Annotated in this window: 13 protein-coding genes and 2 pseudogenes; 5 read left to right on the forward strand and 10 right to left on the reverse strand. The window is 72.9% G+C overall.

Annotated features, from left to right (window positions below; translation table 11 throughout):
- Positions 1-2: 2 nt before the first annotated feature.
- Together SMD20_RS40785 and SMD20_RS40790 are read right to left on the reverse strand one after the other, a co-directional pair.
- The gene (locus SMD20_RS40785) at positions 3-206 is read right to left on the reverse strand and encodes an acyl-CoA carboxylase epsilon subunit (protein WP_329591494.1); all 204 of its coding nucleotides are present in this window, start codon (positions 204-206) and stop codon (positions 3-5) included.
- Positions 203-1,795, reverse strand: a complete 1,593-nt coding sequence (locus tag SMD20_RS40790) for an acyl-CoA carboxylase subunit beta (protein ID WP_329591496.1) — start codon at positions 1,793-1,795, stop codon at positions 203-205. Before SMD20_RS40790 ends, SMD20_RS40785 begins: the two co-directional genes overlap by 4 nt.
- 259 nt (positions 1,796-2,054) lie before the next feature.
- Between SMD20_RS40790 and SMD20_RS40795 the strand changes: the two genes are divergently transcribed.
- Both SMD20_RS40795 and SMD20_RS40800 read left to right on the forward strand, forming a co-directional pair.
- Positions 2,055-2,675 (forward strand): 4'-phosphopantetheinyl transferase family protein, encoded by a 621-nt coding sequence (locus tag SMD20_RS40795; protein ID WP_329591498.1) that lies wholly within the window; start codon positions 2,055-2,057, stop codon positions 2,673-2,675.
- Positions 2,676-2,722: 47 nt separating this feature from the next.
- On the forward strand, positions 2,723-3,079 hold the full coding sequence (locus tag SMD20_RS40800) for an antibiotic biosynthesis monooxygenase family protein (protein WP_329591500.1): 357 nt from the start codon (positions 2,723-2,725) through the stop codon (positions 3,077-3,079).
- Between the two features lie 181 nt (positions 3,080-3,260).
- On the opposite strand, the gene SMD20_RS40805 is transcribed toward SMD20_RS40800, so the two are convergent.
- The 8 genes and pseudogenes from SMD20_RS40805 to SMD20_RS40830 all read right to left on the reverse strand — a co-directional run bounded on the left by SMD20_RS40805 (position 3,261) and on the right by SMD20_RS40830 (position 21,085).
- Positions 3,261-4,244, reverse strand: a complete 984-nt coding sequence (locus SMD20_RS40805) for a threonine ammonia-lyase (protein ID WP_329591502.1) — start codon at positions 4,242-4,244, stop codon at positions 3,261-3,263.
- Positions 4,241-9,940, reverse strand: coding sequence for an amino acid adenylation domain-containing protein (locus SMD20_RS40810; RefSeq protein ID WP_442942630.1), 5,700 nt, complete (start codon positions 9,938-9,940; stop codon positions 4,241-4,243). The genes SMD20_RS40805 and SMD20_RS40810 overlap by 4 nt, the downstream gene beginning before the upstream one ends.
- Positions 9,917-11,116 (reverse strand): annotated as a pseudogene (locus SMD20_RS48510) (amino acid adenylation domain-containing protein); the annotation flags it as partial. The pseudogene SMD20_RS48510 and the gene SMD20_RS40810, both read right to left, overlap by 24 nt.
- Positions 11,099-12,427, reverse strand: a pseudogene (locus tag SMD20_RS48515) (condensation domain-containing protein); the annotation flags it as partial. The pseudogenes SMD20_RS48510 and SMD20_RS48515, both read right to left, overlap by 18 nt.
- The gene (locus tag SMD20_RS40815; protein WP_329591506.1) at positions 12,424-17,145 is read right to left on the reverse strand and encodes a non-ribosomal peptide synthetase; all 4,722 of its coding nucleotides are present in this window, start codon (positions 17,143-17,145) and stop codon (positions 12,424-12,426) included. The gene SMD20_RS40815 and the pseudogene SMD20_RS48515, both read right to left, overlap by 4 nt.
- A gap of 232 nt (positions 17,146-17,377) precedes the next feature.
- A complete protein-coding gene (locus SMD20_RS40820) occupies positions 17,378-18,007 on the reverse strand; it encodes a hypothetical protein (protein ID WP_329591508.1) in 630 nt (209 codons plus the stop codon).
- A 51-nt stretch (positions 18,008-18,058) separates the two neighbouring features.
- The gene (locus tag SMD20_RS40825; RefSeq protein ID WP_329591510.1) at positions 18,059-18,994 is read right to left on the reverse strand and encodes a GNAT family N-acetyltransferase; all 936 of its coding nucleotides are present in this window, start codon (positions 18,992-18,994) and stop codon (positions 18,059-18,061) included.
- A 51-nt stretch (positions 18,995-19,045) separates the two neighbouring features.
- Positions 19,046-21,085, reverse strand: coding sequence for a family 43 glycosylhydrolase (locus SMD20_RS40830; protein ID WP_329591512.1), 2,040 nt, complete (start codon positions 21,083-21,085; stop codon positions 19,046-19,048).
- 308 nt (positions 21,086-21,393) lie between these two features.
- Between SMD20_RS40830 and SMD20_RS40835 the strand changes: the two genes are divergently transcribed.
- The 3 genes from SMD20_RS40835 (at position 21,394) to SMD20_RS40845 (ending at position 26,048) form a co-directional block, all read left to right on the forward strand.
- Positions 21,394-23,127 carry an RICIN domain-containing protein gene (locus SMD20_RS40835; RefSeq protein WP_329591514.1) on the forward strand — a complete coding sequence of 578 codons (1,734 nt, stop codon included), beginning with the start codon at positions 21,394-21,396 and terminating at the stop codon, positions 23,125-23,127.
- 194 nt (positions 23,128-23,321) lie between these two features.
- The gene (locus SMD20_RS40840) at positions 23,322-24,644 is read left to right on the forward strand and encodes an extracellular catalytic domain type 1 short-chain-length polyhydroxyalkanoate depolymerase (protein WP_329591516.1); all 1,323 of its coding nucleotides are present in this window, start codon (positions 23,322-23,324) and stop codon (positions 24,642-24,644) included.
- A gap of 27 nt (positions 24,645-24,671) precedes the next feature.
- The gene (locus SMD20_RS40845) at positions 24,672-26,048 is read left to right on the forward strand and encodes a glycoside hydrolase family 43 protein (protein ID WP_329591518.1); all 1,377 of its coding nucleotides are present in this window, start codon (positions 24,672-24,674) and stop codon (positions 26,046-26,048) included.
- Positions 26,049-26,056: the final 8 nt, after the last annotated feature.

A 26,056-nucleotide genomic window follows, 5' to 3' on the forward strand; every position in this document is an offset into this window, starting at 1 on the left:
GCTCACAGGGGACCTGCTGTGTCGGGGCTCATCCGTCCGGCCGCGGGAGGCCGTGGGAGGTCTCCCGCCTGGATCCAGGGAGCCGTACGGCGGGCCGGGCGCGGCGGGGCGACGGCGGTGGCGGTGGCGCGCAGGCGGATCGCGCAGATCAGCGCGCAGATCTCTTCGGCCGTGGGAGCCCCGGCGAGCACTCTGATCTCGTTCACATCGGTGGGTTTCCGTGCTTGCGGTAGGGCGGAGGCACGTGCTTGGCGCGCAGCAGTTCGAGCGCCCGGGCCAGCCGCGCCCTGGTGTCGCGGGGGTGGATGATGTCGTCCACCAGACCGCGTTCGGCCGCGTAGTAGGGGTGCATGAGGGCGCGGCGGTACTCCTCCACCCGCGTGATCCGCTGCTGCTCAGGGTCGGGTGAGGAGGCGATCTCGCGACGGAAGATGACGTTCGCCGCTCCCTCCGCGCCCATGACCGCGATCTCGTTCGTGGGCCACGCGAAGGACAGGTCCGCGCCGATCGAGCGGGAGTCCATCACGATGTAGGCGCCCCCGTACGCCTTGCGGACGATGACCTGGATGCGGGGGACACTGGCCGCGCAGTACGCGTACAGCAGCTTGGCCCCGTGCCTGATGACGCCGCCGTGCTCCTGGTCGGCGCCGGGCAGGAAGCCCGGGACGTCGACGAGGCTGACGAGCGGGATGTTGAAGGCGTCGCACATCTGGATGAAGCGGGAGCCCTTCTCCGAGGCCGCGATGTCCAGCACGCCCGCCAGATGGGACGGCTGGTTGGCCACGATCCCGATCACGTGACCGCCGAGCCTGCCGAGCCCGCAGATGAGGTTGGGCGCCCAGCCCTGGTGGAACTCGAAGAACTGGCCGTCGTCGACGATCTCCTCGATGACGGCCGACATGTCGTAGCTCTGAGCGGGGTCGCTCGGGACGAGGTCCACGAGCGGGTCGTTGGGGCGGTTCACCGGATCGGCGGAGGGGGCGACCGGGGGCAGTTCCTGGTTGTTGGACGGCAGCAGGGAGAGCAGGAAGCGTACGTCCTCCAGGCACGTCAGCTCGTCGTCGTAGACGAAGCCGGCCACTCCCGAACGGGTGCCGTGGACCCCGGCGCCGCCCAGCGCCTCCCGGCTGATGTCCTCCCCGGTCACGGCCCGCACCACGTCGGGCCCGGTGATGAACATCTGCGCCGTGCCCTGCACCATGAAGACGAAGTCGGTGAGCGCGGGCGAGTAGGCCGCTCCTCCCGCGCAGGGCCCGAGCATGACGCTGATCTGCGGAACGACGCCGGACATGCGTACGTGCCTGCGGAAGATGCCGCCGTAGCCGGCGAGCGCCGTGACCCCTTCCTGGATGCGTGCTCCCGCCCCGTCGTTGAGGCCGATCAGCGGCACCTTGGCGGAGGCGGCCAGGTCCATGACCTTGTGAATCTTGTCCGCGTGGGCCGCGCCGAGCGCGCCGCCGAAGATGCGGAAGTCGTGGGCGTACACCATGACGTCCTGCCCGTGCACCTGTCCCCACCCGGCGACGACGCCGTCGGTGTACGGCCGCCGGGCCTCCAGCCCGAAGCCGGTGGCGGTGTGCCTGCGGAACGGTTCGACCTCGACGAACGAGCCGGGGTCGAGAAGGGCGTCCAGTCGTTCCCGTACGGTCAGCTTGCCCGCGGCGTGCTGCTTCTCGGTGGCCACAGGATCCGGACCCTGGGTGATGCCGTCCCGCACCAGTTCGAGTTCGGCGATCCTGTCGCGCATGGTTTCCTGCGGCAGCTGGCTCACAGGAGTCGGCGCGGTCTTGCTCATACAACCCCCACCGTGAAAAGCCAGTGAAATGAATATCGGCAACGCCTGCGAGGCGGACATTACGGGGAGCGATGAAACAGGCCAACCCCTAAGCATTAGGGGTGTCCCGGTGGCGGCGGTCTTCCGTATCGTCCCTCATGTCGGCTGAGGAACTGTGCCGCTGGGAGGGTACGCGAACAATGACCGCCGCTGATCGGAGTTCATGGGCGGCGTTTCAGCCCAGCCTCAGCACATTCGACCCGACTTATCATCCTTCCTCATGATAGATGACCTCATGCCGCCCGGCGTGATCACCGCCGAGGTCTTCGCCGACCCACCGGACGCGGCGCTGTTCCCCGAGGAAGCGGCTCTGGTCGCGCGGGCCGTGGAGGCGCGGCGGACCGAGTTCACCACAGGACGCCACTGCGCCCGTAAGGCCCTGGCCGGGCTGGGGCTGCCGCCCGCGCCGATCCTGTCCGGACCGCGCGGCGAGCCGCTGTGGCCCGACGGCGTCGTGGGGAGCATCACCCACTGCCGCGGCTACCGCGCGGCCGCGGTGGCACGCTGTCTGGACGTCCTCAGCATCGGCATGGACGCCGAGCCGCGCGAGCCGCTGCCCCCCGGAGTCCTGGACGCCATCGCCCTGCCGCAGGAGCGAACCTGGGCGGAGAGCGCTCAGGAGCGGGGCCGCCTGCTGTTCACCATGAAGGAGTCGGTCTTCAAGGCGTGGTACCCGCTCACCCGCCGTTCCCTGGGCTTCGACGAGGCCGAGATCATCGTGGGCGACACCGGCACGTTCACCGCGAAGCTCCTGGTGCCCGGCCCCGTCGGCGAGTTCACCGGCCGGTGGGCCGTCTCGGACGGCTTCGTGGCCAGCGCGATCGTGTGGGGTTCGCGGTGACACACTGAGCCCATGCTGATGGCCTTGGTCCCACCATTGGAGATCACTTGAAGAGCCGCGCCGCTCGCGCGAAGGAAGGTCAGGTGCAGCGCATGATCGCGCGGACATGGCGAGGGTGGGCCCCGACGGCGACGGCCGACGACTATCAGCGCCACTACGAGTCCGAGGTGGCCGAGCATCTCCAGCAGGTCGCCGGCTTCTGCGGTGCCCGCCTGCTGCGCCACCACGACGATGAGGAAGTGATGTTCACCTCCATCACGTTCTTCACCAGCATGGAGGACGTGCGCGCGTTCGCCGGAGAGGACCCGGAGCAGGCCGTCGTCGAAGACGCAGCCCGCCGCGCGCTGACCCGATGGGACGAACGCGTCACTCATCACGAGGTCGCGGTCGACCTCCAGCGGTGACCATCCGACCCGATCCCCAGGGCTTGACCCATGACGGCTCGCCCTGCTCCTCCCAACGGCCTTACTTCTGGCCCTCGTGACGGCGTCGCCGCTACCGCTGGCCCCGCGCGAACGACAAGCTTCGCAGCCTGGACACCGTCCTTCCCCAGGTACGCGGGGGCCGGCGTCGTCGAGGGCAGAGTCAACTGACCTCCTGAATCCGGCCGCCCGGCCGCACCAGCGGCTCGGGACCGGTCGCGACGTTGCCGCCGGAGAGGACAGCGACGACGGGCCCCGGCGGCAGGTGCGCCCGGTGGGCGAGGTAGGCGGCCGTGGTGACCGCGCCGCTGGGTTCGGCGCGTTCCCCGAGCTCCCGCCGGAGCAGGCCGGCGGCGGCGTCGATGGCGTCCTCGGTCACGGTCACCATGTCGTCCACGTACCGGTGGATGTGTTCCCACGCCAGGGCCCCCAGCACCGGGCCGCGCAGCCCGTCGGCCCGCGTGCGGTAGGTCAGCTCCACCGGCCACGCCGTACGGATGCCGGACCGGAAGCTGGCCGCCCCGTCGGCGGCCAGCTCGGGCTCGACGCCGATCACCCGGATCGCCGGGTCGGCGGCCTTGACCGCCACGGCGATCCCGGCGAGCAGGCCGCCGTTGCAGACGGGCACCAGGACGGACCCCGCGTCCGGCAGGTCCCGGCCGATCTCGGCCCCGGCGCTGCCGTGCCCGGCGATGACGTCGAACGCGTCGGAGCCGATCACCGTCGCGCCGAACCGGTCGGCCAGCGCCAGACAGGCCTCCTCCCGCAGGGCGGGCGGCACGATCACCACCTCGGCGCCGAGCCGGCGCGCGGCGCTCACCTTCAGCTCCGGCGCCGTGTCCGGCAGGACGACGGTCGCCCGGATCCCTTGTTCGGCCGCGGCGTAGGCGATGGCCTGGGCGTGGTTGCCCGACGACTGCGCGATCACGTGCCGTACGCCCTGCGCGGCCAGCCGGACCACGGCGTTGACCGCGCCGCGCACCTTGAACGAGCGGGTGGGCTGCCGGTTCTCCGGCTTGACCCAGAGCCGTTCGCCGGGCAGCCGCAGCAGCGGCGTGCGCCGTACGTACGGTGCGATGCGCTCACCCGCCGCCCGGATGTCGGCCGCGGTGACGAGCCTCGTGCACACTGCGCCTTCCGCGTTCACGCGCTCAGCACCCTCTCCTGAATGGCGTCCAGGTCGGCCGCGGCCTCCGACGGCGGCGCGGCGTCGGGGACGAGGTCCTCCAGGTGGTGCAGCGGCCGGTACCGCAGCCCCAGCAGTCCCCACACCACCAGGAACACGCCGCTGGCGAGCAGCACCGCTCCCGCGCCTCCGCCGGGCCCGTCGGTGAACCGCCCGGCCCACTCCGCCAGCGGGTCGGCGGCGAGGAAGCCGATCGGCTGCATGGCCGTGGCGATCATGATGTTCACCGCGAGCACCCGCCCCTGCAGCTCCGGCCCCACCTTGACCTGGATGATCGACAGCCAGTGCGCGTTGCCGATGCTCATGCACGCCAGCCGGATGAACAGCCCGGCCGCGACCAGCCACACGACCGGCCACACGCCCATGAGCACCACGCCGAGCCCGGACCCGGCCACGAAGCCGATCATGCCGGTGGCCCGCCGCCGGGTGCCGCCCCACACCAGCACCACGCCGGTGCCGAGGGCCGCGCCGACACCGCCGACGGCGGTCACCACGCCCAGGTCCGCCGAGGTGCCGATGGACAGCACGACCGGGGTGACGAGCACCCACATCAGCGCGGTGCAGAAGTTCACCACCGCGAAGTAGAGCGCCATCACCAGCAGCGGCCGCCGCCTGCGCAGGAACCGCCACCCGCCGGTGAGCGCGGCCGTGAACGTCTCCTCGCGCCGGTGGAACAGCCGGTCGGGGAAGCGCACCAGCAGCAGCGTCACCACGCCGACCGCGAACGTGACCACGTCCACGGCCACCACCGCCGACAACCCGAACAGGCCGATCAGCGCGCCGCCCGCGAGCGGCGCGACCACGTTGCCCACGCCGAAGCCCACGTTCGCCAGCGCGTTGGCCTGCGGCAGGTACGGTTTCGGCACCAGCTGCGCGACCGCCGCCAGCCACGCGGGCTGCTGGAACGCCGACACGACCGAGGTCACGCCCACGATGAGGCAGACGTTCCAGAACTCCAGCCCCCCGGTGGTCAGCAGCAGCACCAGCGCCACCATGGCGAGCCCGGACAGCGCGTCGCAGGCCAGCATGATCTTGCGCCGGTCCACCCGGTCGGCCAGCGCGCCGCCCAGCGGGGTGAGCAGCACGGCCGGGATCTGCGCCAGCATCGTGACCAGCGCCAGATCCAGGATCTCGCCGCTGCGCTGGTAGGCCCAGACGCCGAGCGCGAACGAGCTCAGCGCCGTGCCCAGCGCCGAGACGATCTGCCCGCCCGCGACCGTGTAGAAGGGCCACAGCCGGGTGCGTTCAGGTGGCCGCACCGGTTCGGGCAGCGTTCCGGCCGCCCAGCGGGTCAGGTGCTCCAGCACCAGGGCGGCCAGCGGCTCGGCCTGGTGGCGCAGGAAGTAGTGGCCGGCCCTGGGCAGCACGGCCCGCTCCACCCGTGGCGCGAACGCCGACCACTCGGCGTAGCGCTCCTCGTGCAGCTCGGTGGCGCGGTCACGCTCCCCGACCAGGCTGAGGATCGGGGCGCGCAGCGGCGTCCCCTCGCCGGTCAGCTCGCGGCCGAACCACTCCTGCGCCTGGTCGGCGTCGTGCCGCATGGCGCGTACGGCGGTGCGCTTGGCGGCCTCGTCCATGTCGTCGAGCAGCCCGCCGGAGGCGCGCAACGCGTCGCGGAACATCCGGTCCGACACCCAGCGGTCGCCGCCGAACAGCCGCCTGACCGCCCCGGGCAGCCGTGCCGCGGGGAAGCTCGCGGCGGCGATCACGCCCAGCACGGGCACGCCGTCCGCCTCCAGCCGGCGCGCGAGCGCGACGGCGGGCGCGGAGCCCACGCAGTGGCCGTAGATCGCGACCGGTCCCGACGCGCTCTCCGCCACCTCGGCGGCCAGCACGTCCACCAGCTCCTCCAGCGGCAGCGGCGGCTCGTCCGGGCGGGCGGGGTCGTGGCCGGGCAGTTCGGCCGAGAGCACCTCCACCCGGTCGCCGAGCGCCTTGGCCAGCGGCTGGTACACCGCCGCAGACCCGCCGCCGTACGGCACGCACACCAGCGTGAACGCGCTGGCCCGGCCGCCGCCCAGGCGGTGCAGCAGCCCGCCGCCGGCCTCGCGGCCGAGGAACGCGGCCAGCTCGGCCACGGCGGGCCGGGTGAACAGGTCGATCACCCGCAGCCCGCGGCCGATCTCCTTGACCGCGCGCACCGCGGCGAACGAGTCGCCGCCGAGGGCGAAGAAGTCGTCGCCCGCCCCCACCCGCTCCACGCCGAGCACCCGGGCGAAGACCCCGGCGACCAGCTCCTCGTCCGGCGTCGCGGGCGCCGCGTACGCGGCCTGCTCCGCCACCGGCTCGGGCAGGGCGGCCCGGTCGATCTTCCCGTTCGGGTTGAGCGGAAGCCGGTCGAGCGCCACGACGTGCGCCGGCACCATGTAGTCGGGCAGCCGCTCGCGCAGCGCCGAGCGCACGGCCGCGGCCTCCACGGTGGCGGGCGTCACCCACGCGGCGAGCTGCCTGGCCTTCCCCTCGCCGACGGGCAGCACCACGGCCTCGGCGACCTGCGGCAGCGCCCGCAGCGCGGTGGTGACCTCGCCCAGCTCGACGCGGTAGCCGCGCACCTTGACCTGGTCGTCCACCCGGCCGCGGAACTCGATCCGCCCGTCGGAGGTCACGCGCAGCAGGTCGCCGCTTCGGTAGCAGCGTCCCTCCCCGGTCAGCGGATCGGGGACGAACCGCTCGGCGGTCAGCTCGGGCCGGCCGATGTAGCCGCGGGTGACGCCGGGGCCGCCGACCACCAGCTCGCCGGGCACGCCGGGCGGCACCGGCCGCAGCGCGGCGTCCACCAGGTGCCCGTACACGCCGGGCAGCGGACGGCCCAGCGGCACGATGCCGGTCCGCCGGTCGGCGGGGATCTCCTCGGTGTCGCACACCAGGCAGATCATCGTGGACTCGGTGTGACCGTAGTGGCTCTGGATCCTGAGCCCGGGCCGGGCGGCCCTGGCCCGCTCCACCAGGTCCCACGGGCACGCCTCGCCCGCCAGGATCAGCAGCTCGCGCGGCAGCACGGCGGCCAGGTCGCCGCCCGAGGCCAGCAGCTCCAGGTGGCTCGGCACGCACTTGACGACGTCCACCCGGTGCTCGGCCAGGTAGCCGGCGAACGCGGCCGGGTCCATCGCGGTCTCGCGCGGTACCAGGTGCACCGTCCCGCCCGTGGTGAGCGCGCCGAACACGCAGGTCAGGCCGAAGTCGGCGGCGGGCGTGGAGACCACCGCGAACGACCCGCCGGGCACGCCGATGCGCGGCAGCATGCCGCCCAGGTAGTTCAGTACGCCGCCGTGCTCGGCGGCCACCGCCTTGGGCGTGCCGGTGGACCCCGACGTGAAGATCACGTGGTGCAGGTGCTCGGGCCGTACGTCGATCTCGGGGCGGGTGTCCGGCAGGGACGGCGGCCGGTCGAGCGCCAGCACCCGCCTGCCGTCCCCGATCAGGTGCGCGAACTCGCTCACCGTCACCACGGCCCGCACCCCGGCGGCCTCCAGCATCGCGGCGATCCGCGCCGCCGGGTACGCCGGGTCCATCGGCAGGTAGCCGCCGCCCGACTTCTGGATGCCGAACAACGCGCACGCCAGGTCCGCGCCCGGCTCCAGCAGCACGCCGACCGGCTCGTCGGCGCCCACCCCGGCCTCCAGCAGCCAGTGCGCGATCCGGTTCGCGGCCGACTCCAGCTCCGCGTACGTCAGGGCGCGGTCGGCGCCCACCACGGCCGGGGCGCCGGGAGTCTCGTCCACCCAGCGCTCGATCAGGTGGTGCACCGCCCCGGCGGCCGGCTCGGGCGGCGGCCCGCCGGCCACGGCCGGGCCGGTCACCGGCTCCAGCGGCACCGCGCCCACCGGCGCGTCCAGGTCGGCGAGCAGCCCGTCGAGCAGCGCCGTGTACCAGCGGGTCAGCTTGGCCGCGGTGCCCGGCTCGAACAGATCGGTCCGGTAGGCGAGCCCGCCGCGCAGCGGCGCGCCCGGCCCCTCGTCGACGACGTGCCAGCTCAGGTCGAACTTGGTGGTCAGCTCCGGCAGGTGGATCTCGGACGCCTCCAGGCCGGGCAGCTCCGGCCGCGCCACGCCGGAGATGTAGTTGAGCATCACCTGGAACAGCGGCGTGGCCGCCAGGTTCCGCTCCGGCCGCAGCCGGTCCACCACCCGGTCGAACGGCGTGCCCGCGTGCGCTAGCGCGCCCAGCGCGGACTCCCGCGCGCGGGCCAGCAGGTCGCGCCCGGTCGGGTCGCCGCCCACGTCGGTCCGTACGACCACGGTGTTGAGGAAGCAGCCGACCACGCCTTCGGTGTCGGGGTGGTCGCGGCCGGAGACCGGCACGCCGACCGCGATGTCCGCGCTCGCCGACAGCCGGGCCAGCAGCGCCTGCAGCCCGGCCAGCAGCACGATGAACGGCGTGGACCGGTAGGCGGCGGCCACTGCCCTGACCCGCTCGCTCAGCCCGGCCGGCAGCTCCAGGTCGAGCGCGGCCCCGCCGGGGTCGGGCACCGCGGGGCGCGGCCGGTCGGTGGGCAGGTCGAGCACCGGCGGCAGGCCGTCCAGGTGCCCGGCCCACCAGTCCAGGTCGGCCGGGTCGGGGACCGGCGACACCTCGGCGTACTGCGCAGGCGGCGGGTCGAGCGGCGGGCGCAGGCCGAGGCGGGCGGCGTACAGGCCGGACAGCTCCGACAGCAGCAGCCCGCGTGTCCACGCGTCGGTGGCGATGTGGTGGAAGGTGAGCGAGAGCACGTGCTCGTCGTCGGCCCCAGGCCCGCCAGCAGTATCGCCGACGGTCAGCAGCACCGCCCGCATCGGCGGCTCGCGGTCCAGCGCGAACGGCGTCGCCAGGTGCGCGGCCAGCACGTCCTCGACCTCCGACCGGTCCACGCGCGCGGTGGACACGGGCACCTCGCCGGCGTCCCGCACCACCATCACCGGCTCGGGGCCGGAGTCGTCGACCACGCCGCGCAGCACGTGGTGCCGCTCGGCCAGGTCGCGTACCGCGCCCAGCAGCGCGTCCGCCCGCAGCGGACCGCGCAGCCGCAGCGCCACCGGCACGTTGTAGGCGCTGCTGTCCGGTTCGAGCTGCGCCAGGAACCACAGCCTGGCCTGCACCCCGGACAGCGGCACCGGCCCGTCCGCCGGCGCGCGCCGCACCCGCGCGGCGTCGGCCGGGCGGGGGAGCGCGGCGGCAAGGTCGGCCAGCACCGGGTGCTCGAACAGCAGCCGCACCGGCACCGCCGCGCCCAGCCGCTCCCGCAGCCGCCCGGCGACCCGGGTCGCCGCGAACGAGTGCCCGCCGAGGGCGAAGAAGTCGTCGTCCGCCCACACCTCCGCGAGCCCGAGCACGTCGGCCCAGACCTCGCCCACCAGGCGCTCTTCGGGAGTGCCGAGCGGCACCCGCACCGCGGGCCCCGCCTCGGGCACGGGCAGCGCGGCCCGGTCCACCTTGCCGTTCGGGGTGAGCGGCAGCGCCTCCAGGACGCCGATCGCGGCCGGCACCATGTAGTCGGGCAGCCGCTCGCGCAGCGCCGCCCGCACCTCGGCCGCGTCCACCGTCGCCGGCGTCACCCAGGCGGCCAGCCGCCGCTCCAGGCCGGCGCCGACCGGCTGCACGTACGCCTCCGCGACCTGCGGCAGGGCCCGCAACGCCGCGGCGACCTCGCCCAGCTCGACGCGGAAGCCGCGCACCTTCACCTGGTCGTCGATCCGCCCCAGGAACTCGATCAGCCCGTCCCCGGTCACCCTGACCCGGTCGCCGGTGCGGTACCAGCCGCCGGTGAAGCGTTCCGCGGTGAGGTCGGGGCGGCCCAGGTAGCCGCGGGCCACGCTGGGCCCGCCGATCCACAGCTCACCGGGAACGCCGGGCGGCAGCGCCCGCCCGGACGGGTCGGCCACCCGGCACACCACGTCGGCCAGCGGCCGGCCCAGCGGCGCCCGGCCGGGGGAGCTCTCGCTCGCGTCGCAGGCCAGCACCGACACCGTGGTCTCGGTGGGGCCGTAGTGGATCTGCACCTCCAGGTCCGGCCGCGCCTCCCGGACCCGCGCCACCAGGTCCGCCGGCACCGCCTCACCGGCGAGGATCAGCAGCTTCGCGGGCAGGGCGGCCGTGCCGAGCAGTTCGAGCTGGCTGGGCACCATCTTGATCGCGTCCACCGGGTGCGCCGCCAGGCGGGCGGCGAACGCGGCCGGGTCGGTGGCCGTCTCGTGGTCGATCAGGTGGAGGGTGGCGCCCGTGGTCAGCGCGCACCACACGTTCGTCATGCCCAGGTCGGCGGCGGCGGTGGAGACCAGCGCGTACGACGTCAGCCCCGCGGGGACGACCTCGGCCACCGCGCCGAGATAGTGCGTGATGTGCCGGTGCTCGACCGCGACCCCCTTCGGCCGTCCGGTCGATCCCGAGGTGTAGATCACGTACGCCAGGTGCTCCGGCCGCACCTCCACGCCGGGGCGTTCGCCGGACGCGTCCGCGGCGGCGGCGAGCTCGGCGTCCGTGAGCACGATCCGCGCCCCGGCGTCGGCCACCACCGCCTGGTTGCGCCGCTCCGGGTAGACCGGGTCGAGCGGCAGGTAGGCCGCGCCCGCCTTGAGCACGCCGAGCATGGCGACCACCAGCTCGGGCCGCCGCTCCAGCAGCACGCCGACCGGCTCCTCCGGGCGCACCCCGCTCGCCAGCAGCCACTGGGCCACCTGGTTGGCGCGGCGGTCCAGCTCCGCGTAGCTGAGCGAGCCGACCGCGACCGCGTCAGGGTGGGCGTCGGCCACCCGCTCGACCAGCGTGTGCAGCGGCACGTCCACGGGCAGGTCCGCGTCCCGGCCGCGCAGGTCGTCGCCGGCCGGCAGCCGCACCGGCGCGTCCGGGTCGGTGAGCATGCCGTCCAGCAGGTCGAGGTACCAGGTGGCGAGCCGCCGCACGGTGGCCTCGTCGAACAGGTCCGTGCGGTACCGTAACTCGCCCGAGAACCGGGTGCCGTCGTCGCCGAGCTCCAGGTTCAGGTCGAACTTCGCGGTCGGCGCGGACGGCGACCCGGCCTCGACCTCCAGGCCGGGCAGCGACACCGGCGCGCCGGTGTCATAGACGTTGAGCATCACCTGGAACAGCGGCGTGACCGCGAGGTTCCGCTCCGGCTGCAGCCGCTCCACGACCCGCTCGAACGGCGTGCCGGCGTGCGCGTACGCGTCCAGCGCCGCCGTCCGCGCCCGCGCCAGCAGCTCCGCGCCGGTCGGGTCGCCCGAGGTGTCGCCGCGCACCACCAGGGTGTTGACGAAACAGCCGACGACCCGCTCGGCGTCGGGGTGGTGGCGGCCCGCGTGCGGCACCCCCACGGCGATGTCGTCGACGCCGGACAGGCGGCTGAGCAACGCCTGCAGCCCGGCCAGGAACACCATGAACGGCGACGTCCCCGCCACCGCGCGCACCTTCGCCGCCAGCGGCTCGGGCACCTCCACCGGGACCGCCGCCCCCTCCCACCCGGGAACGGGCGGGCGCGGGCGGGCGAGCGGCAGGTCGAGCACCGGCGGCAGGCCCGCCAGGTGCCCGGCCCACCAGTCGAGGCCGCTGTCCGGCCGCCCGGCCTCCCACGCGGCCACGTCCGCGTACTGCAGGGCGGGGGGAGCGGGGGGCGGTTCCAGGCCGAGGCGGGCGGCGTACAGGCGGGCGAGATCGTCCAGCAGCACGCGTTCCGACCAGGCGTCGGTGGCGATGTGGTGCAGGGTGAGCGCGAGCACGCACTCGTCGTCGGCGAGCCGGAACACCGTGGCCCGCAGGGGCGGCTCGGCGTCCAGCCGGAACGGCCGCCAGGCGTGCCCGGCCAGCTCCCGCTCCAGCTCCGCCGGGTCCACGTCCACCACGGGCACCGGTACGGCGGCGACGGGGCGCACCCGTCCGTCCGCGATGACGCCGCGCAGGATCCAGTGCCGCTCCGCCAGGTCCGCCACCGCGCCGGTGAGGGCGGCGACGTCCACCGGGCCGCGCAGCCGCAGCGTCAGCGGCACGTTGTAGGCGGGCGTGTCCGGTTCGAGCTGGGCCAGGAACCACAGCCGCTCCTGCGCCGGCGACAGCGGCATGTCCGTGGCCGACGTCGCCGGGATGCCCGGGGCGGCGGCCTTCTCGTTCTGCTTCAGCGCGGCGGCGAGCCTGGACCGGACGAGTTCGGCGATCCGGTCCTCACGTACCTCGGTCATCCTTCGTCCCCCTCCATCAGGTCGGCGGCCAGCAGCTCCTCCAGCGCGGCGGCGAAGTCGGCGAGCACCGGGCGGTCGAACAGCAACCGCACGGGCACGGCGAGCTGCAACATCTCGCGGAGGCGGGCGGCCACCCTGGTCGCGGCGAACGAGGCTCCGCCGAGGGCGAAGAAGTCGTCGCCGGCCCAGATCTCAGGTCGTTCGAGCACCTCGGCCCAGACGGCGGCCACCAGGCGCTCGGCGTCGGTGGCCGGCGCGACCCGCGCCGGGTCCGGGCCGGTGTCCGGCTCGGGCAGCGCGGCGCGGTCGACCTTGCCGCTGTGCAGCATGGGCAGGACCGGCAGGACGACCCAGCGGCGCGGCACCATGTGGCCGGGCAGCCGGGACCGGGCGTGCCGCTCGATCGCGGCCAGGTCCGCCGTCTCCGGCGCGACGTAGCCGACCAGGTGGGCGTGCGCGTCCGTGCCCGCCACGATCACCGCGGCCTCGGCGAGCTCGCGCAGCACGGCCTCGATCTCGCCCAGCTCGATCCGGTAGCCGCGGACCTTCACCTGGTGGTCGCGGCGGCCGTGGAACTCCAGCGTCCCGTCCGGCCGCCAGTGCGCCAGGTCGCCCGTGCGGTAGCACCGGCCGCCCGGCGTGAACGGGTCGGCCACGAAGGCGGCCTCGGTCAGGTCGGGCCGGCCCCGGTAGCCACGGGCCACCCCGGCGCCGCCCACCAGCAGCTCGCCGACCACGCCCGGCGGCACCAGCCGCAGTCGCGCGTCGACCACGTACACCCGCTCGCCCGGCATCGGCGACCCGATCGGCACCCGGCCGGCCTCGTGCGCGCGGACCCGGTGCATCGTCGAGGTGATGGTGGTCTCGGTGGGCCCGTAGGCGTTCCACAGCTCGCCGACGCGGAGCAGGATCTGCTCGGCGAGCGGCGGGTCCAGAGCCTCCGCGCCGGCGACGGCGCGCAGCGCGGGACCGCCCGCCCAGCCGGCCGCGATCAGCATCCGGTACGCGGTCGGCACCAGGTCGATCACCGTGGCCCCGCTCGTGGCGATCAGCTCCGCCAGCGCGTGCCCGTCGGCGGCCGTGGCCCGGTCCACCACCACCGACGTGCCGCCGGCGGTCAGGACGCTCCACAGCTCGGAGGCCGAGACGTCGAAGCTCAGCGGCGCGACCGCGGGCTGCACGTCGGCCGGGCCGAGGCGGAGCGCCGAGACCATCCCGGCCACGAGGGCGGCAAGGCTGCCGTGGGTGACCTCGACCCCCTTGGGGGCGCCGGTGGAGCCGGAGGTGTAGAGGACGTACGCCAGGTCCTCGGCGCGGACCTCCGGCAGGTCGGCGCGCGGGCCCGCCGCGAGCCGGTCCGCGTCGAGCGTCACCGGCCCCGCTCCCGAAGGCGTTTCGCCGCGCGTGAGCACCACGCGGGCGCCCGCGTCCTCGGTCAGCAGGCGCAGCCGCTCGGCCGGATGTTCCGGGTCCAGCGGCAGGTACGCCGCCCCCGCCCGCCACACGCCCAGCAGCACCGCGGGCAGCATCCGGTCCCGCGGCACGTGGACGCCGACCACGTCGCCCCGCGACACCCCGTGCGCCAGCAGCCCGGCCGCGATCCGGTCGGCGCGGTCGTTCAGCTCGGCGTGGCTCAGCGTGGCGCCGTCCGGGCCGACCACCGCCGTGCCCGTGGTGTGCGACGCGAGCGCCAGTGGCACCGGCGGCAGGTCGTCAGGCAGCCGCGGCCCGGCCGCGCGGGCCAGCAGCGCGGCGCGTTCGTCCGGGGTGACCCGCTCGAACGCCGCGATCACCAGGTCCGGCTCGGCCACCGCGCGCCGCAGCAGCCACAGCAGCCGGTCCAGGTACGCCTCGGCCGCCTCCCTGCCGAGCAGCGCGACCGCGTACTCCAGGTGCAGCTCGGCGCCGGCCGCCGTACGGTTGACGAGCACGCTGAACTCGTGCACCGCCGCGCCCGAGCCGACCTCGGTCAGCAGTTCGAGGCAGCCGGCGCGCACCGGCACCTCGGCGTGCTGCATGGCCAGCAGCACGGGGGCGCGGGACAGGTCGGCGGGCGGGACCTCCTGATGGACCAGCGCCCGCGTGCTGGCCTCCCCGGCCTGCCTGACCAGCTCGCGGAAGGTCGGCGCGGCATCCGGCCGCAGCCGCACCGGCACCGTGTCGATCAGCGGTCCGACGATCCGGGCCAGCTCCGGCTCGGCGCGCCGCGCCGCGACCATGCCGATCAGCGTGTCCGGCTCCCCGGCGGCCAGGGCGAGAGCGGCCAGGTAGACCGCGAACGGGGTCGTGCCACACGCACGGGCCAGCGCCGTCACGCCGTCCGTGAACTCCTCGGGCAGCGGCCTGATCACCCGGCCCGTCGTCAGGTCGCCGGGCGGCGGCCCCGCCGCCGGCGCTCCCGCCAGCTCGCCGCGCCAGAACTCCCGCAGCCGCGCGAGGCCGGGCCGGTCCTCCTGCTCGCGCACCGCCACGTCGCCGAGCTGCACCGCCGGCTCGGGAACGGGCTCACCCGCCAGCTCGGCGGCCAGCTCCTCCATCAGCACGCCGACGGAACCGCCGTCGAAGGCGAGGTGGTCCGTCACGAGCACCAGCTCGGCCACGTCGTCCCCCGTGGGGCACAGGCTCGCGCGGAGCAGCGGCACCTCGTTCGTCACGTCGAACACGTGCTCCGCCGCGGCCCTGGCCACCTTCACCGGGTCCGCGCCCGCCGGGTGCTCGACCAGGGGGACGGCGACGGGCGGGTGCACGACCGCGTACGGGACGCCGTCCTCGCCGACCGAGACGGTGCTGCGCAGGGCCTCGTGCCGGCGCAGGACCGCGTCCAGCGCCGGGCGCAGCGGCGCGCTCCCGCTGAGGCCGCGTACGCGCAGCCGGACCGAAACCGTGGTGACCGGGCTGTGCGGGTGAAGCTGGCGGAGCGTCCAGAGCTCGCGTTGCGCGGCGGTGAGCGGGTGCCGGGTCGCGCCGGTCCGCCGCACCGGCGCCGATCCCGGCTCACGCAGGCGCGCCGCGAGGCCGGCCGCGGTCGGCTCGGTCAGGAACGCCGCCAGCGGCACGGTGTGCCCGAGCCGCCGTGACAGCTCGGTCACCACCCGGGCGGCGGCCAGCGAGTGCCCGCCGAGGTCGGCGAACCGGTCGTGCACGCCCACCTCCGGCAGGCCCAGCACGTCCGCGATCACCTCGGCCACCTGGCGCTCGTCGTCCGTCCGCGGCGCGACCGGCGCCTCGCTCCCCGTACGGGCGGCGCGCAGCTGGGGCAGGGCCGCGCGGTCCACCTTGCCCGTGGGGGCGATCGGCAGGTCGCCGGTCACGCCGATCCTGGCCGGAACCAGGTGGTCGGGCAGGCGGTCACGCAGCCAGTCGCGCAGCTCGGGCTCGGTCACGCCGGAGGCCGCCACGTGCGCGGCGAGGTAGGCGATGCCGTCGTCGTCGGTGTGCGCCAGCACGACGGCGCGGCGCACCGCGGGATGGCGGTCCAGCGCCGACTCGACCTCGCCCAGCTCCACCCGGTAGCCGCGGATCTTGACCTGGTCGTCGGCGCGGCCCACGTAACGCAGCTGGCCGTCCACCCACCGGACCAGGTCGCCGCTGCGGTAGACGCGGGTGCCGTCCGGCTCGGTGCGGAACGCCTGCGACTCGTGGCCCAGGTATCCGCGGGTCACACCGGGCCCGCCGATCCACAACTCGCCCACTTCTCCGTCCGCGACCGGCCTGCCGTCGGCGTCGCGCACGCTGAGCAGCGCGCCCGCCAACGGTCCGCCGAGCGGCGGGTCGCCCTGGTGGTCGCGGCTCACCTCGAAGATGGTGCAGCCGGTGGTGCACTCGGTGGGGCCGTACATGTTGAGCACGCGGCGCACGCCCGGGTTGGCGTACATGCGCGCGACCAGGGCGGCGGTGAGCCGCTCGCCGCCGGACAGCACCAGGCGCACGCCGTCCGGCAGCGGCTCGCGCAGCAGCACCGACAGCGCGGACGGGACACCGAAGACCGTGCGCACCTCGTCGCGGGCCGGCAGCGTCGGCAGCGCCAGCACGTTGTCCGCCATGATCACGGTCCCGCCCGCGCACAGCGGCGTGAAGATCTGCGTGATCGAGGCGTCGAAGCAGATGGAGGAGCCGGCCAGCATGCCGCTCAACTCCTCGGCGGTGTAGGCGGACACCTCCCAGCGCACGAAGTTGAGGGTGTTGCGGTGCTCCACGACCACGCCCTTGGGGCTGCCGGTGGAGCCGGAGGTGTAGATGACGTACGCGGCGTCGCCCGGCTCGCCGGGCACCTCGGGCCCGTGCGCGGCGGGAGCCGCGTCCTCGACGAGCACGGTGCCGGCGCCGGTCAGCGACGCGGTGTCGCGCTGCGCCGCCGAGGTGACCACCACGCTCACGCCGGAGTCCTCGGCCATGAACCGTAACCGCTCCGCCGGGTAGGCCGGGTCCAGCGGCACGTAGGCCGCCCCCGCCTTCAGCACCCCGATCAGCGCGGGCACCAGCCACTCGTCGCGGCTCAGGCAGACCCCGACCAGGTCGCCGCGTCCGACCCCCCTCGCGGCCAGCGCGTTGGCGACCCCGTTGGCCATGCGGTCGAGCTCGGCGTAGGTCAGCCGGCTCGTGCCCGCGACGACGGCGACGCGATCGGGCGTACGCCGGCACTGCGCCTCAAGGGCCTCGTGGAGGCGGCCGGGCGGGTCTGTGAGAGGACGGTTGGCGCCCGTCACATTCGTGTTCATGTGTCCTCTTTCCAGCGAAGGTCGGACGTGCCCCGGCGAGGTCGTCGCTGGGCGCGCGAGATCGCGCGCGCGGTTCACCGTCGCAGGGTCGGCGCGTGTGTCCGCGGCGCGTGTCTGTTCCTGGGGGTCATCTGCTATTTCCGCAAAAGATCATTATCCTCCGCGGAACAGCATTAATGGTGTGGCTTGCCGCTCACTTGGAACCTGCCATGATCTTGCTTGCAGGAGGGGTTCAGGCGCAGATCGAGGGCAGCGCGCACACCTTGGCCGCCATGCGGGCGGCGGTCTTGCGCAGCGTCCTGACGGCACCGGCGCGGGAGTGGCCGAAGGTGTCCTGGTCGCCGGTGTAGAGGATCAGCGCACGGCCCTTGCGGGCGACGATGCCCGACAGCAGGGGCGCCCATTCCTTGTTGAGCTTGTCGTACATCATGAGGTGCATCAGCGCGGCCTCGTCGCCGGTCCGCGTGCGGGTCACGACCCAGCTCGTCTTGCCGTCGCCGCCCCAGCTGTACGGCTTTCCGTGCGGCTGGGTCCGGCACCGGCGGGCGTCGGCGAGGAGGGTGCGCATGGCGGCTCGGGCGGCGCCGGCGCTCCGGTGGATGAGGAGTTGCTCGCTGGAGTGCGAGGGGGCGCTGGTGTCGTGGACGATGGTGCGCACGGCCGAGCGGCCCGCCGGGGAGACGCGCTTGCGGCCGCAGGGGTTGAGCGTCAGGGGAGCGGTCGTCCTGTCGCTGATCCGCCACCAGCTCTCGGCCCTGTCGACCTCCGACTGCGGGGCACGGGCGGCCTTCTCGGTCAGCAGGAAGCCGTCGGGGATCTGGACGGGGGCGAGGGCCAGGGCCGCAACCAGGAGGGTGATCATGTCACGTTGGATGCGGCGATTGCCGGCATTGTTCACCGGCGGGAACGGGGATCACGCGGAGCGCCTCATCACGTGGAACCGCCGGGTGATCTCGTAGCCCGCCTTGGTGTAGAGCTGGCCGGCCGGGCCGGCCTCGCCGGTCCACAGGAACCAGGACGAGTGCAGCCCCTCTGCGCGCATCCTGGTCATGGTGAGGTGGAGGAGGATCTTGCCGAGGCCGGTGCCGCGCCGGCCGGGGTCGACGCCGAAGGGGCCGAAGCGTTCGGGGGTGCCGCGGTAGGCCGCGTACAGGGCGAAGCCCTCTATGTGATCTTTTTTCGCGATGACGACCCGTTCGGGGTCGCGGTGCTGCCGGATGGCCTCGCCCCAGTCGGGATTGAAGGCGCCGGCCGCGAAACGGATCAGCTCGGGCAGCTCGCCCAGGGTGGGGCTGCGGAAGACGTACCCCTCGCGCTCCCGCTCGCGCAGCAGCCCGTGCACCTCGGGCGGGGCCTGGTAGCCGACGAGCGTGCGGTCCATGGCGACCGGCGAGTAGAGCGTCCGGAAGCCGAGCTCGCCCAGCAGCCGGTGTGCGCCGGGATAGAGCTCGGCGTCCACGCCCGGCAGCACGTAGTTGGGGGTGTACGACGAGAAGTCCACCGTCGTGCGGCCGAGGCCCTCCAGGAACGCCACCGCCTCGCCGACCAGCCGCCGCCCCAGGCCGCCGCCACGGTGCTCCGGGACGACGAAGAAGAACGGGATCCAGCCGGCGTCCGGCTCCAGGCCCGTGCCGGGCGCCAGGGGGACCAGGCGGCGGACGGCGTACGCGCAGCCCACCACGTCGTCCCCGTCCACGGCCACGCGCAGGCCCTCGGGGTCGAAGTTGGGATCAAGCAGCACGCGGTCGCCGAACAGGCGGGACGTCGTCGGGTCGGCGGGCATGCTGCGGTTCCAGGCGGCGACGAGAGGGATCTCGTCGCCGGACTGGAAGGGACGGACGGTGGCCATGTGGCGGGGTCCTTTCACCTTTCGGCGCTCCCGCCACAGCCTAGGCCCGCGTCAGGGGGTGGTGAGATCGAAGCGGCGTACGGTCACCGCCCCGCCGAGCGACTGCGTGGCGTAGTTGAAGATCCCGAACCGGTAGCCCATGAAGAACTGCCAGGCGTTGTTCAACGTGAAGGCCGGCCCGAGGCTCGTGAACGTGCTGCCGTCGGTGCTGTAGGAGAAGCGGGCCTGCCTGCCGGACCCCGGCCGGATGTCGGCGGTGGCGCGCAACCAGATCCGGCCGCCCGAGACGGCCGCGCTCGCCGCCTCCGTGCCGGTGCCGGTGGTCTGCCACGAACCGTTCATGGTCAGCCCGTTGGTCATCACGACCCGGTTGACGCCGTTGTCGCGTTTGACGCCGATCCAGGCCGACTGGTCGCGCAGCATGGCCAGCCCGGCGCGGTCGCCGTTGCTCATCTGCGAGTAGTCGAGCTCGATCGTCGCCGTGGACGAGGGGCCCTGGATGCGGTGGGTCAGCGTGTTCCTGGCGTTGTAGAGGTCGTTCGTGACGGTCGCGGTCTGCAGGCGCAGGCCGTTGCCGGTGGAGAAGCGGCTGGTGTCGGGGTTGTGGTTCCACTCCCAGCGGTGCCCGAGGCTGCCCGAGGTGAAGGTGTCGGGCCCGATCATGGACGAGACGGTGCGGCTGGTCTGGATGTTCGGCTTCGGGTAGGTGGCGCCCCAGCCGCCGTTGACGGTCTGCACGGTCGGCCAGTCGCCGCTCCAGGTGATCGGCGCGAGCGCCGGCACCCGGCCGCCGGGGTAGGCGTCGACGAACGACATGTAGTACCAGTCGCCGTTCTGGGTCTGGACGAGGCCACCCTGGTGGGGGACGCCGCCGCCGGAGATGGGGCCGGGCATGTCCAGCAGGACCTGGCGCATCTCGTACGGGCCCCACGGCGAGGTGGAGCGGAGCACGTACTGGCCGTTGGCGGGGCGGGTCAGCCAGATGTAGTAGTAGCCGTTCCGCTTGTAGAAGCGGGAGCCCTCCAGGGTGCCGACGCTGCTCGGGGTCTGGAACACCTGCTGGGCGCGGACCTGGCTCAGCCCGTCGGCCGAGAGCTGGGCGACGCTGATGGTGCCGTTGCCGTAGGCGACGTACATGGTGTCGTCGGTGTCGACCAGCAGGCCGGCGTCGTAGTAGCAGTTGTTGATCTGCGAGCGTTTGGTCCACGTGCCGTCCACGGCGGAGGCGGTGTAGACGTAGGTCCGGTTGAACTCGACGCAGCCGATCCAGTAGTAGGTGCTGTTGCTGGGCCGGTAGTTCAGGGTGGAGGCCCAGATGCCCTTCACGTACGCCCGGCCGCCGTTGAGGTCGTAGGCGCCGGAGCCGAAGTCGAGCCGGGGGACCGAATGTCCCGCGTACTCCCAGTCGACCAGGTTGTAGGAGCGCAGGATCGGCGCGCCCGGCGAGTAGTGCATGGTCGAGGCGGAGTAGTAGTAGGCGTCGCCGACCCGGATGATGTCACCGTCGGCGAAGTCCTGCCACACCACCGGGTTGGTGTAGCTGCCGTTGCCGCTGCCGCTGCCGTCCACCTTCACGAACTGCCATTGCTGGTTGGTGCCGCCCCAGTCGTCGTACTGGACGATGTTGGCGCCGTCGGCGGTGGAGGCGCCCTGCACTTCGAGTGCCTTGTTGCTGTGGCGTGAGATGAGCCGGACGTAGCCGTCGGGGCTGTCGGCCAGGCGCCATTGCTGGTTGTTGCCGTTGGTGTCGGTCCATTGGACGATGGCGCCGCCGTTGGCGGTGGAGAAGTTGTAGACGTCGAGGACCTTGCCGGAGTGGCGGGACTTGACGCGGTAGTATCCGCCGCCGGAGTCGACGAACTGCCATTGCTGCTGGTTCTGGTTGTTACGGGTCCATTGGGTGATGCGGCCGCCGTCGGCGGTGGACAGGTTGTAGACGTCGAGGGCTTTGCCGCTGTTGCGGTTGACCAGGACGTACCAGGCGTTGGTGTCGACGGTGGCGGCGTTGGCGGGCTGGGTCTGCAGGGCGATCAGCAGACTGGCCAGTAAGGCGGTCACCGTCGCCAGGATGGGCAGAGGTCTGTGCTTCATCGGGCGCTCCGCTGTTAGCGCTAACATGAACGGGGCTTCGTCGCGGAGTACATCCGACGGGCGGCCTGGCGTCAACGAGAGGCGTGCCGCGCCGAGCGGCGGCTTTGCCGTCAGCCGGCCTTCCCTCCTGGAGTTTCGCCTCCGTGAAGGGCGGAGTCGCCCTGCTCGTACTCATGAAAGTTTCATGGAATTCGCTGGGTGGCACTCCTTAAGTTGCGACAACTGAGTCATTAAGTTTCCGGCCTCACATGGTTGACGGGCCGGAGTCAGGGCTTTACGTTCCTCCGGAAAAGCCACCAGGAGGAGCCATGACAGAGCCTGCGCCCGGAGAACGCCGATCGCTGAGCCGGAGAGCCGTCCTGACGACGATGGGAGCACTGCCGGTCCTCGCGGCCACGGCGCGGCCCGCGACGGCCGCCGCGGCGGTGGTCATCGACCCGTCGGCGCGCCGGCAGACGATCCGGGGATTCGGCGGCATGGCCCACGCGGCCTGGATCGGCGACCTGACGGCCGCCCAGCGGGACACGGCGTTCGGCGCCGGCGAGGGGCGGCTGGGGTTCTCCGTGCTGAGGATCCCCGTTCCCGAGAACCAGGCGGACTGGAGCCGTGACCTGGCCACGGCGAGGCGCGCGGCCGAGCTCGGCGCGACCGTGATCGCCTCGCCGTGGAACCCGCCCGCCGGCATGGTCGAGACCTTCGTCCGCGGCAGCCAGACCAACGCCAGACGCCTCAAGTACGGCTCGTACGGCGCCTACGCCCAGCACCTCAACGACTTCACCACGTACATGCGGAACAACGGGGTGAACTTATATGGCATATCCGTGCAGAACGAGCCCGACTACGCGCAGGAATGGACGTGGTGGACCCCTGCCGAGATGGTGCGCTTCCTGCGGGAGAACGCCGGCTCGATCAGCACCAGGGTCATCGCGCCCGAGTCCTTCCAGTACCTCAAGAACATGTCGGACCCGATACTCAACGACTCCGCGGCGCTCGCCAACGTGGACATCATCGGGGCCCACCTCTACGGCACGCCGTACGCGAACTTCCCCTACCCCCTCTTCCAGCAGAAGGGCGCGGGCAAGGAACTCTGGATGACCGAGGTCTACCACCCCAACAGCAGCGACTCGGCGGACCTCTGGCCCCAGGCGCTGGACGTGGGGGAGCACATCCACCACGCCATGGTGGACGCCGAGTTCCAGGCCTACGTTTGGTGGTACATCCGGCGCAGTTACGGTCCGATGCGGGAGGACGGGCAGCTCAGCAAGCGCGGCGCCAACATGGCGCAGTTCGCCAGGTTCGTCCGCCCGGGGTACGTGCGGATCGCGGCGACGGCGAACCCGGTGTCGAACGTCTACGTCTCGGCGTACCGGGGCGGTGACGGCACGGTCGCCATCGTCGCCATCAACAAGACGACCTCCGCGGTGAGCCAGCAGTTCACCCTGGCCGGCGGCACCGCGTCCAGCGTGTCGTCCTGGGTGACCGACGCGAGCAGGAACGTCGCGCCCCAGGGCGCGGCCGGCGTGTCGAACGGCTCCTTCACCGCCACGCTGCCCGCCCGCAGCGTGACGACCTTCGTGACCGGCGTGACCCAGACCCCCGGTGGCGTGGTCGACACCAGCGCCTGGTACGTCCTGGTCAACCGCAACAGCGGCAAGGCCCTGGACGTCTACAACCTGTCCACCGCCGACGGCGGCCGCATCACGCAATGGATCCGTAACAGCCAGAACCAGCAGCAATGGCAGTTCGTGGACTCCGGCGGCGGCTACTACCGCGTCAAGTCCCGCCACTCCGGCAAGGTCCTCGACGTCTACAACTTCTCCACCGCCAACGGCGGCGCCATCGTCCAGTGGACCGACACCAACGGCAACAACCAGCAATGGCGCCTGGCCGACAGCCCCGACGGCTACGTCAGGCTCATCTCACGCCACAGCAACAAGGCACTCGAAGTGCAGGGCGCCTCCACCGCCGACGGCGCCAACATCGTCCAGTACGACGACTGGGGCGGCACCAACCAGCAATGGCAACTCGCGCGGGTCGGCTGACCGGACGTCGAAAGTTTCACAGCAAGGCCCCCTGCCGCAGGACCGGAAAATTCGAGGTGAGCGCATCCACCCGCTGCCGTCTCCACCCGGCCGCAAGCTAAGGCGCTCTTGACAGTACCTTTCTGCCCCGTATTTGCTCCGTCCTGCCACCACCTCCAGCACAGTGTTAGCGCTAACATAGGAAAGGCGAGCCGATGAAGCGCACGAGAAGACGCGCGGGCATCGGGACCGCCCTGGCGGTCCTGATCACGGCGGCGGTCACCGCGCTGTCCGCGTTCCTCACGGCCACGCCGCAGGCGTCGGCCGCGGTCCTGACCGAGGTGACCAGCTTCGGGACCAACCCCGGCGGCCTGCGGATGTACCTCTACGTCCCCGACAGGGTGGCGTCCCGGCCGGGCGTCCTGGTCGCGATGCACGGCTGCAACGGCTGGGCGCCGGGCTTCCACCAGGGGACCGAGTTCGCCTCGCTGGCCGACAGGTACGGCTTCGTCGTCATCTACCCGCAGGCCAACAAGAGCGCCAACGGCATGTCGAACTGTTTCGACGTGTGGTCGAACGAGGCCCTGCGCCACGGCGGCGGCAGCGACCCGGTGTCGATCGTCTCCATGGTGAACCACGTGCTGCAGCGCTACAACGGCGACCCGCAGCGGGTGTTCGCCACCGGGTTCTCCTCCGGCGCGATGGAGACGCTCAACCTGCTCGCCACGTACCCGGACGTGTTCAAGGCCGGCGCGCCGTACGCGGGAGTTCCCTACGGCTGCCTCGGGCCCGCCGGGTGCGGCGACAAGACGCCGCAGCAGTGGGGCGACCTGGTCAGGAACGCCTACCCCGGCTACACCGGGCCCCGGCCGCGCGTGATGGCCTGGCACGGCACCGCCGACTCCGTGCTGTCGTACACGATGTTGCAGGAGGAGGTCGACCAGTGGACGAACGTGCACGGGCTGAGCCAGACCCCGGCCTCCACCGACAGCCCGCAGTCCGGCTGGACCCGGCGGGTGTTCGGCTCGGGCCAGGTCGAGGCGTACACCATCTCGGGAGCCGGCCACGACCTGCCGCGAGCGGGGATGGCCGCCTACGCCATCCGCTTCTTCGGCCTGGACGGCGGCTCCACGACGACGACGCCCACCCCCGGTGACGCGACCGGGCCGCTCAGGGGAGTCGGCTCCGGGCGCTGCCTGGACGTGCCCGGCGCCGCCACCGCCGACGGCACGCAGGTGCAGCTGTGGGACTGCAACGGGCGGAGCAACCAGCAGTGGGCCGTCACCTCGGCCGGCGAGCTCAGGGTCTACGGCAACAAGTGCCTCGACGCGGCCGGCTCCGGCAACGGCGCCGCCATCCAGATCTACTCCTGCCACGGCGGCGCCAACCAGTCGTGGCGCCTGAACGCCGACGGCACCATCACCGGCGCGCAGTCCGGGCTGTGCCTGGACGCCGTGGGCCAGGGCACCGCCAACGGCACCCGGATCCAGCTCTACACCTGCCACGGCGGCGCCAACCAGCGCTGGACCCGCACCTGACACCCCTCCCCCCAACAGAAGGTGATCATGAAACTTCGGTTCGGCGTTCTACCCGGGCGCGCTGCGCTCGTGATCACGGCGCTGCTCTGCCTCGTGGCGGCGATCCCCGGCACGGCCAGGGCGGACAACCCGATCGTGCAGACCATCTACACGGCGGACCCCGCTCCACTGGTGCACAACGGCCGGGTCTACCTCTACACCGGACACGACGAGGACGGCTCGACGTACTTCACCATGAAGGAGTGGCGGGTCTGGTCGTCCGCTGACCTGGTGAACTGGACCGATCACGGCTCGCCGATGAACGTGGCCACCTTCAGCTGGGCGAGCGCGGACGCGTGGGCGGGCCAGGCCGTCCAGCGGAACGGCAAGTTCTACTGGTACGTCCCGGTGAAGGACCGGGCGAGCGGTCAGATGGCCATCGGCGTCGGGGTCAGCGACAGCCCCACCGGACCGTTCAGGGACGCCATCGGCCGCCCCCTCGTCAGGAACGGCGAGATCGACCCCACGGTCTTCATCGACGACAACGGGCAGGCCTATCTGTACTGGGGCAACCCCAACCTCTGGTACGTCAGGCTCAACGCCGACATGATCTCGTACTCCGGCAGCCCCACGCAGATCCCGCTCACCACGGCCGGTTTCGGCACCCGCACCGGCAACGCCAGCCGGCCCACCCTGTACGAGGAGGGCCCCTGGGTCTACAAGCGCAACGGCCTCTACTACAACGTGTTCGCCGCCAAATGCTGCTCGGAGTTCATCGGCTATTCGACGGCCCCCGGCCCCACCGGCCCCTGGACCTACCGGGGGACGGTCATGCCCACGCAGGGCAGCAGCTTCACCAACCATGCCGGCGTCATCGACTTCAACGGCGGTTCCTACTTCTTCTACCACAACGGCGCACTGCCGGGCGGCGGCGGCTTCACCCGTTCGGTCGCCGTCGAGAAGTTCACCTACAACGCCGACGGGACCATCCCGACGATCAACATGACCACGACCGGAGCACCCCAGGTGGGCACCTTGAACCCCTACGTCCGCCAGGAGGCCGAGACGATCGCCTGGGAGTCCGGCGTGGAGACCGAACCCGCCGGCGAGGGCGGCATGAACGTCGGATGGATCGAGAACGGCGACTACGTCAAGGTCAAGGGCGTCGCCTTCGGCTCCGGCGCGAGGTCCTTCAGCGCGCGGGTGGCCTCGGCGGCCGGCGGCGGCCGGATCGAGCTGCGCCTGGACGGGGCCAACGGCACCCTGGTGGGGACGTGCACCGTGCCAGGCACCGGCGGCTGGCAGACGTGGACGACGGTCACCTGCCCGGTGAACGGCGCGACGGGCACCCATGACCTGTACTTCAGGTACGCCGGCGGCAGCGGCTACCTGTTCAACGTGAACTGGTGGCAGTTCACCTCCTGAAGGAGCGA

This window comes from Nonomuraea sp. LP-02 (assembly GCF_036289125.1).
In the GTDB taxonomy this organism is placed as follows: Bacteria; Actinomycetota; Actinomycetes; order Streptosporangiales; family Streptosporangiaceae; genus Nonomuraea; species Nonomuraea bangladeshensis.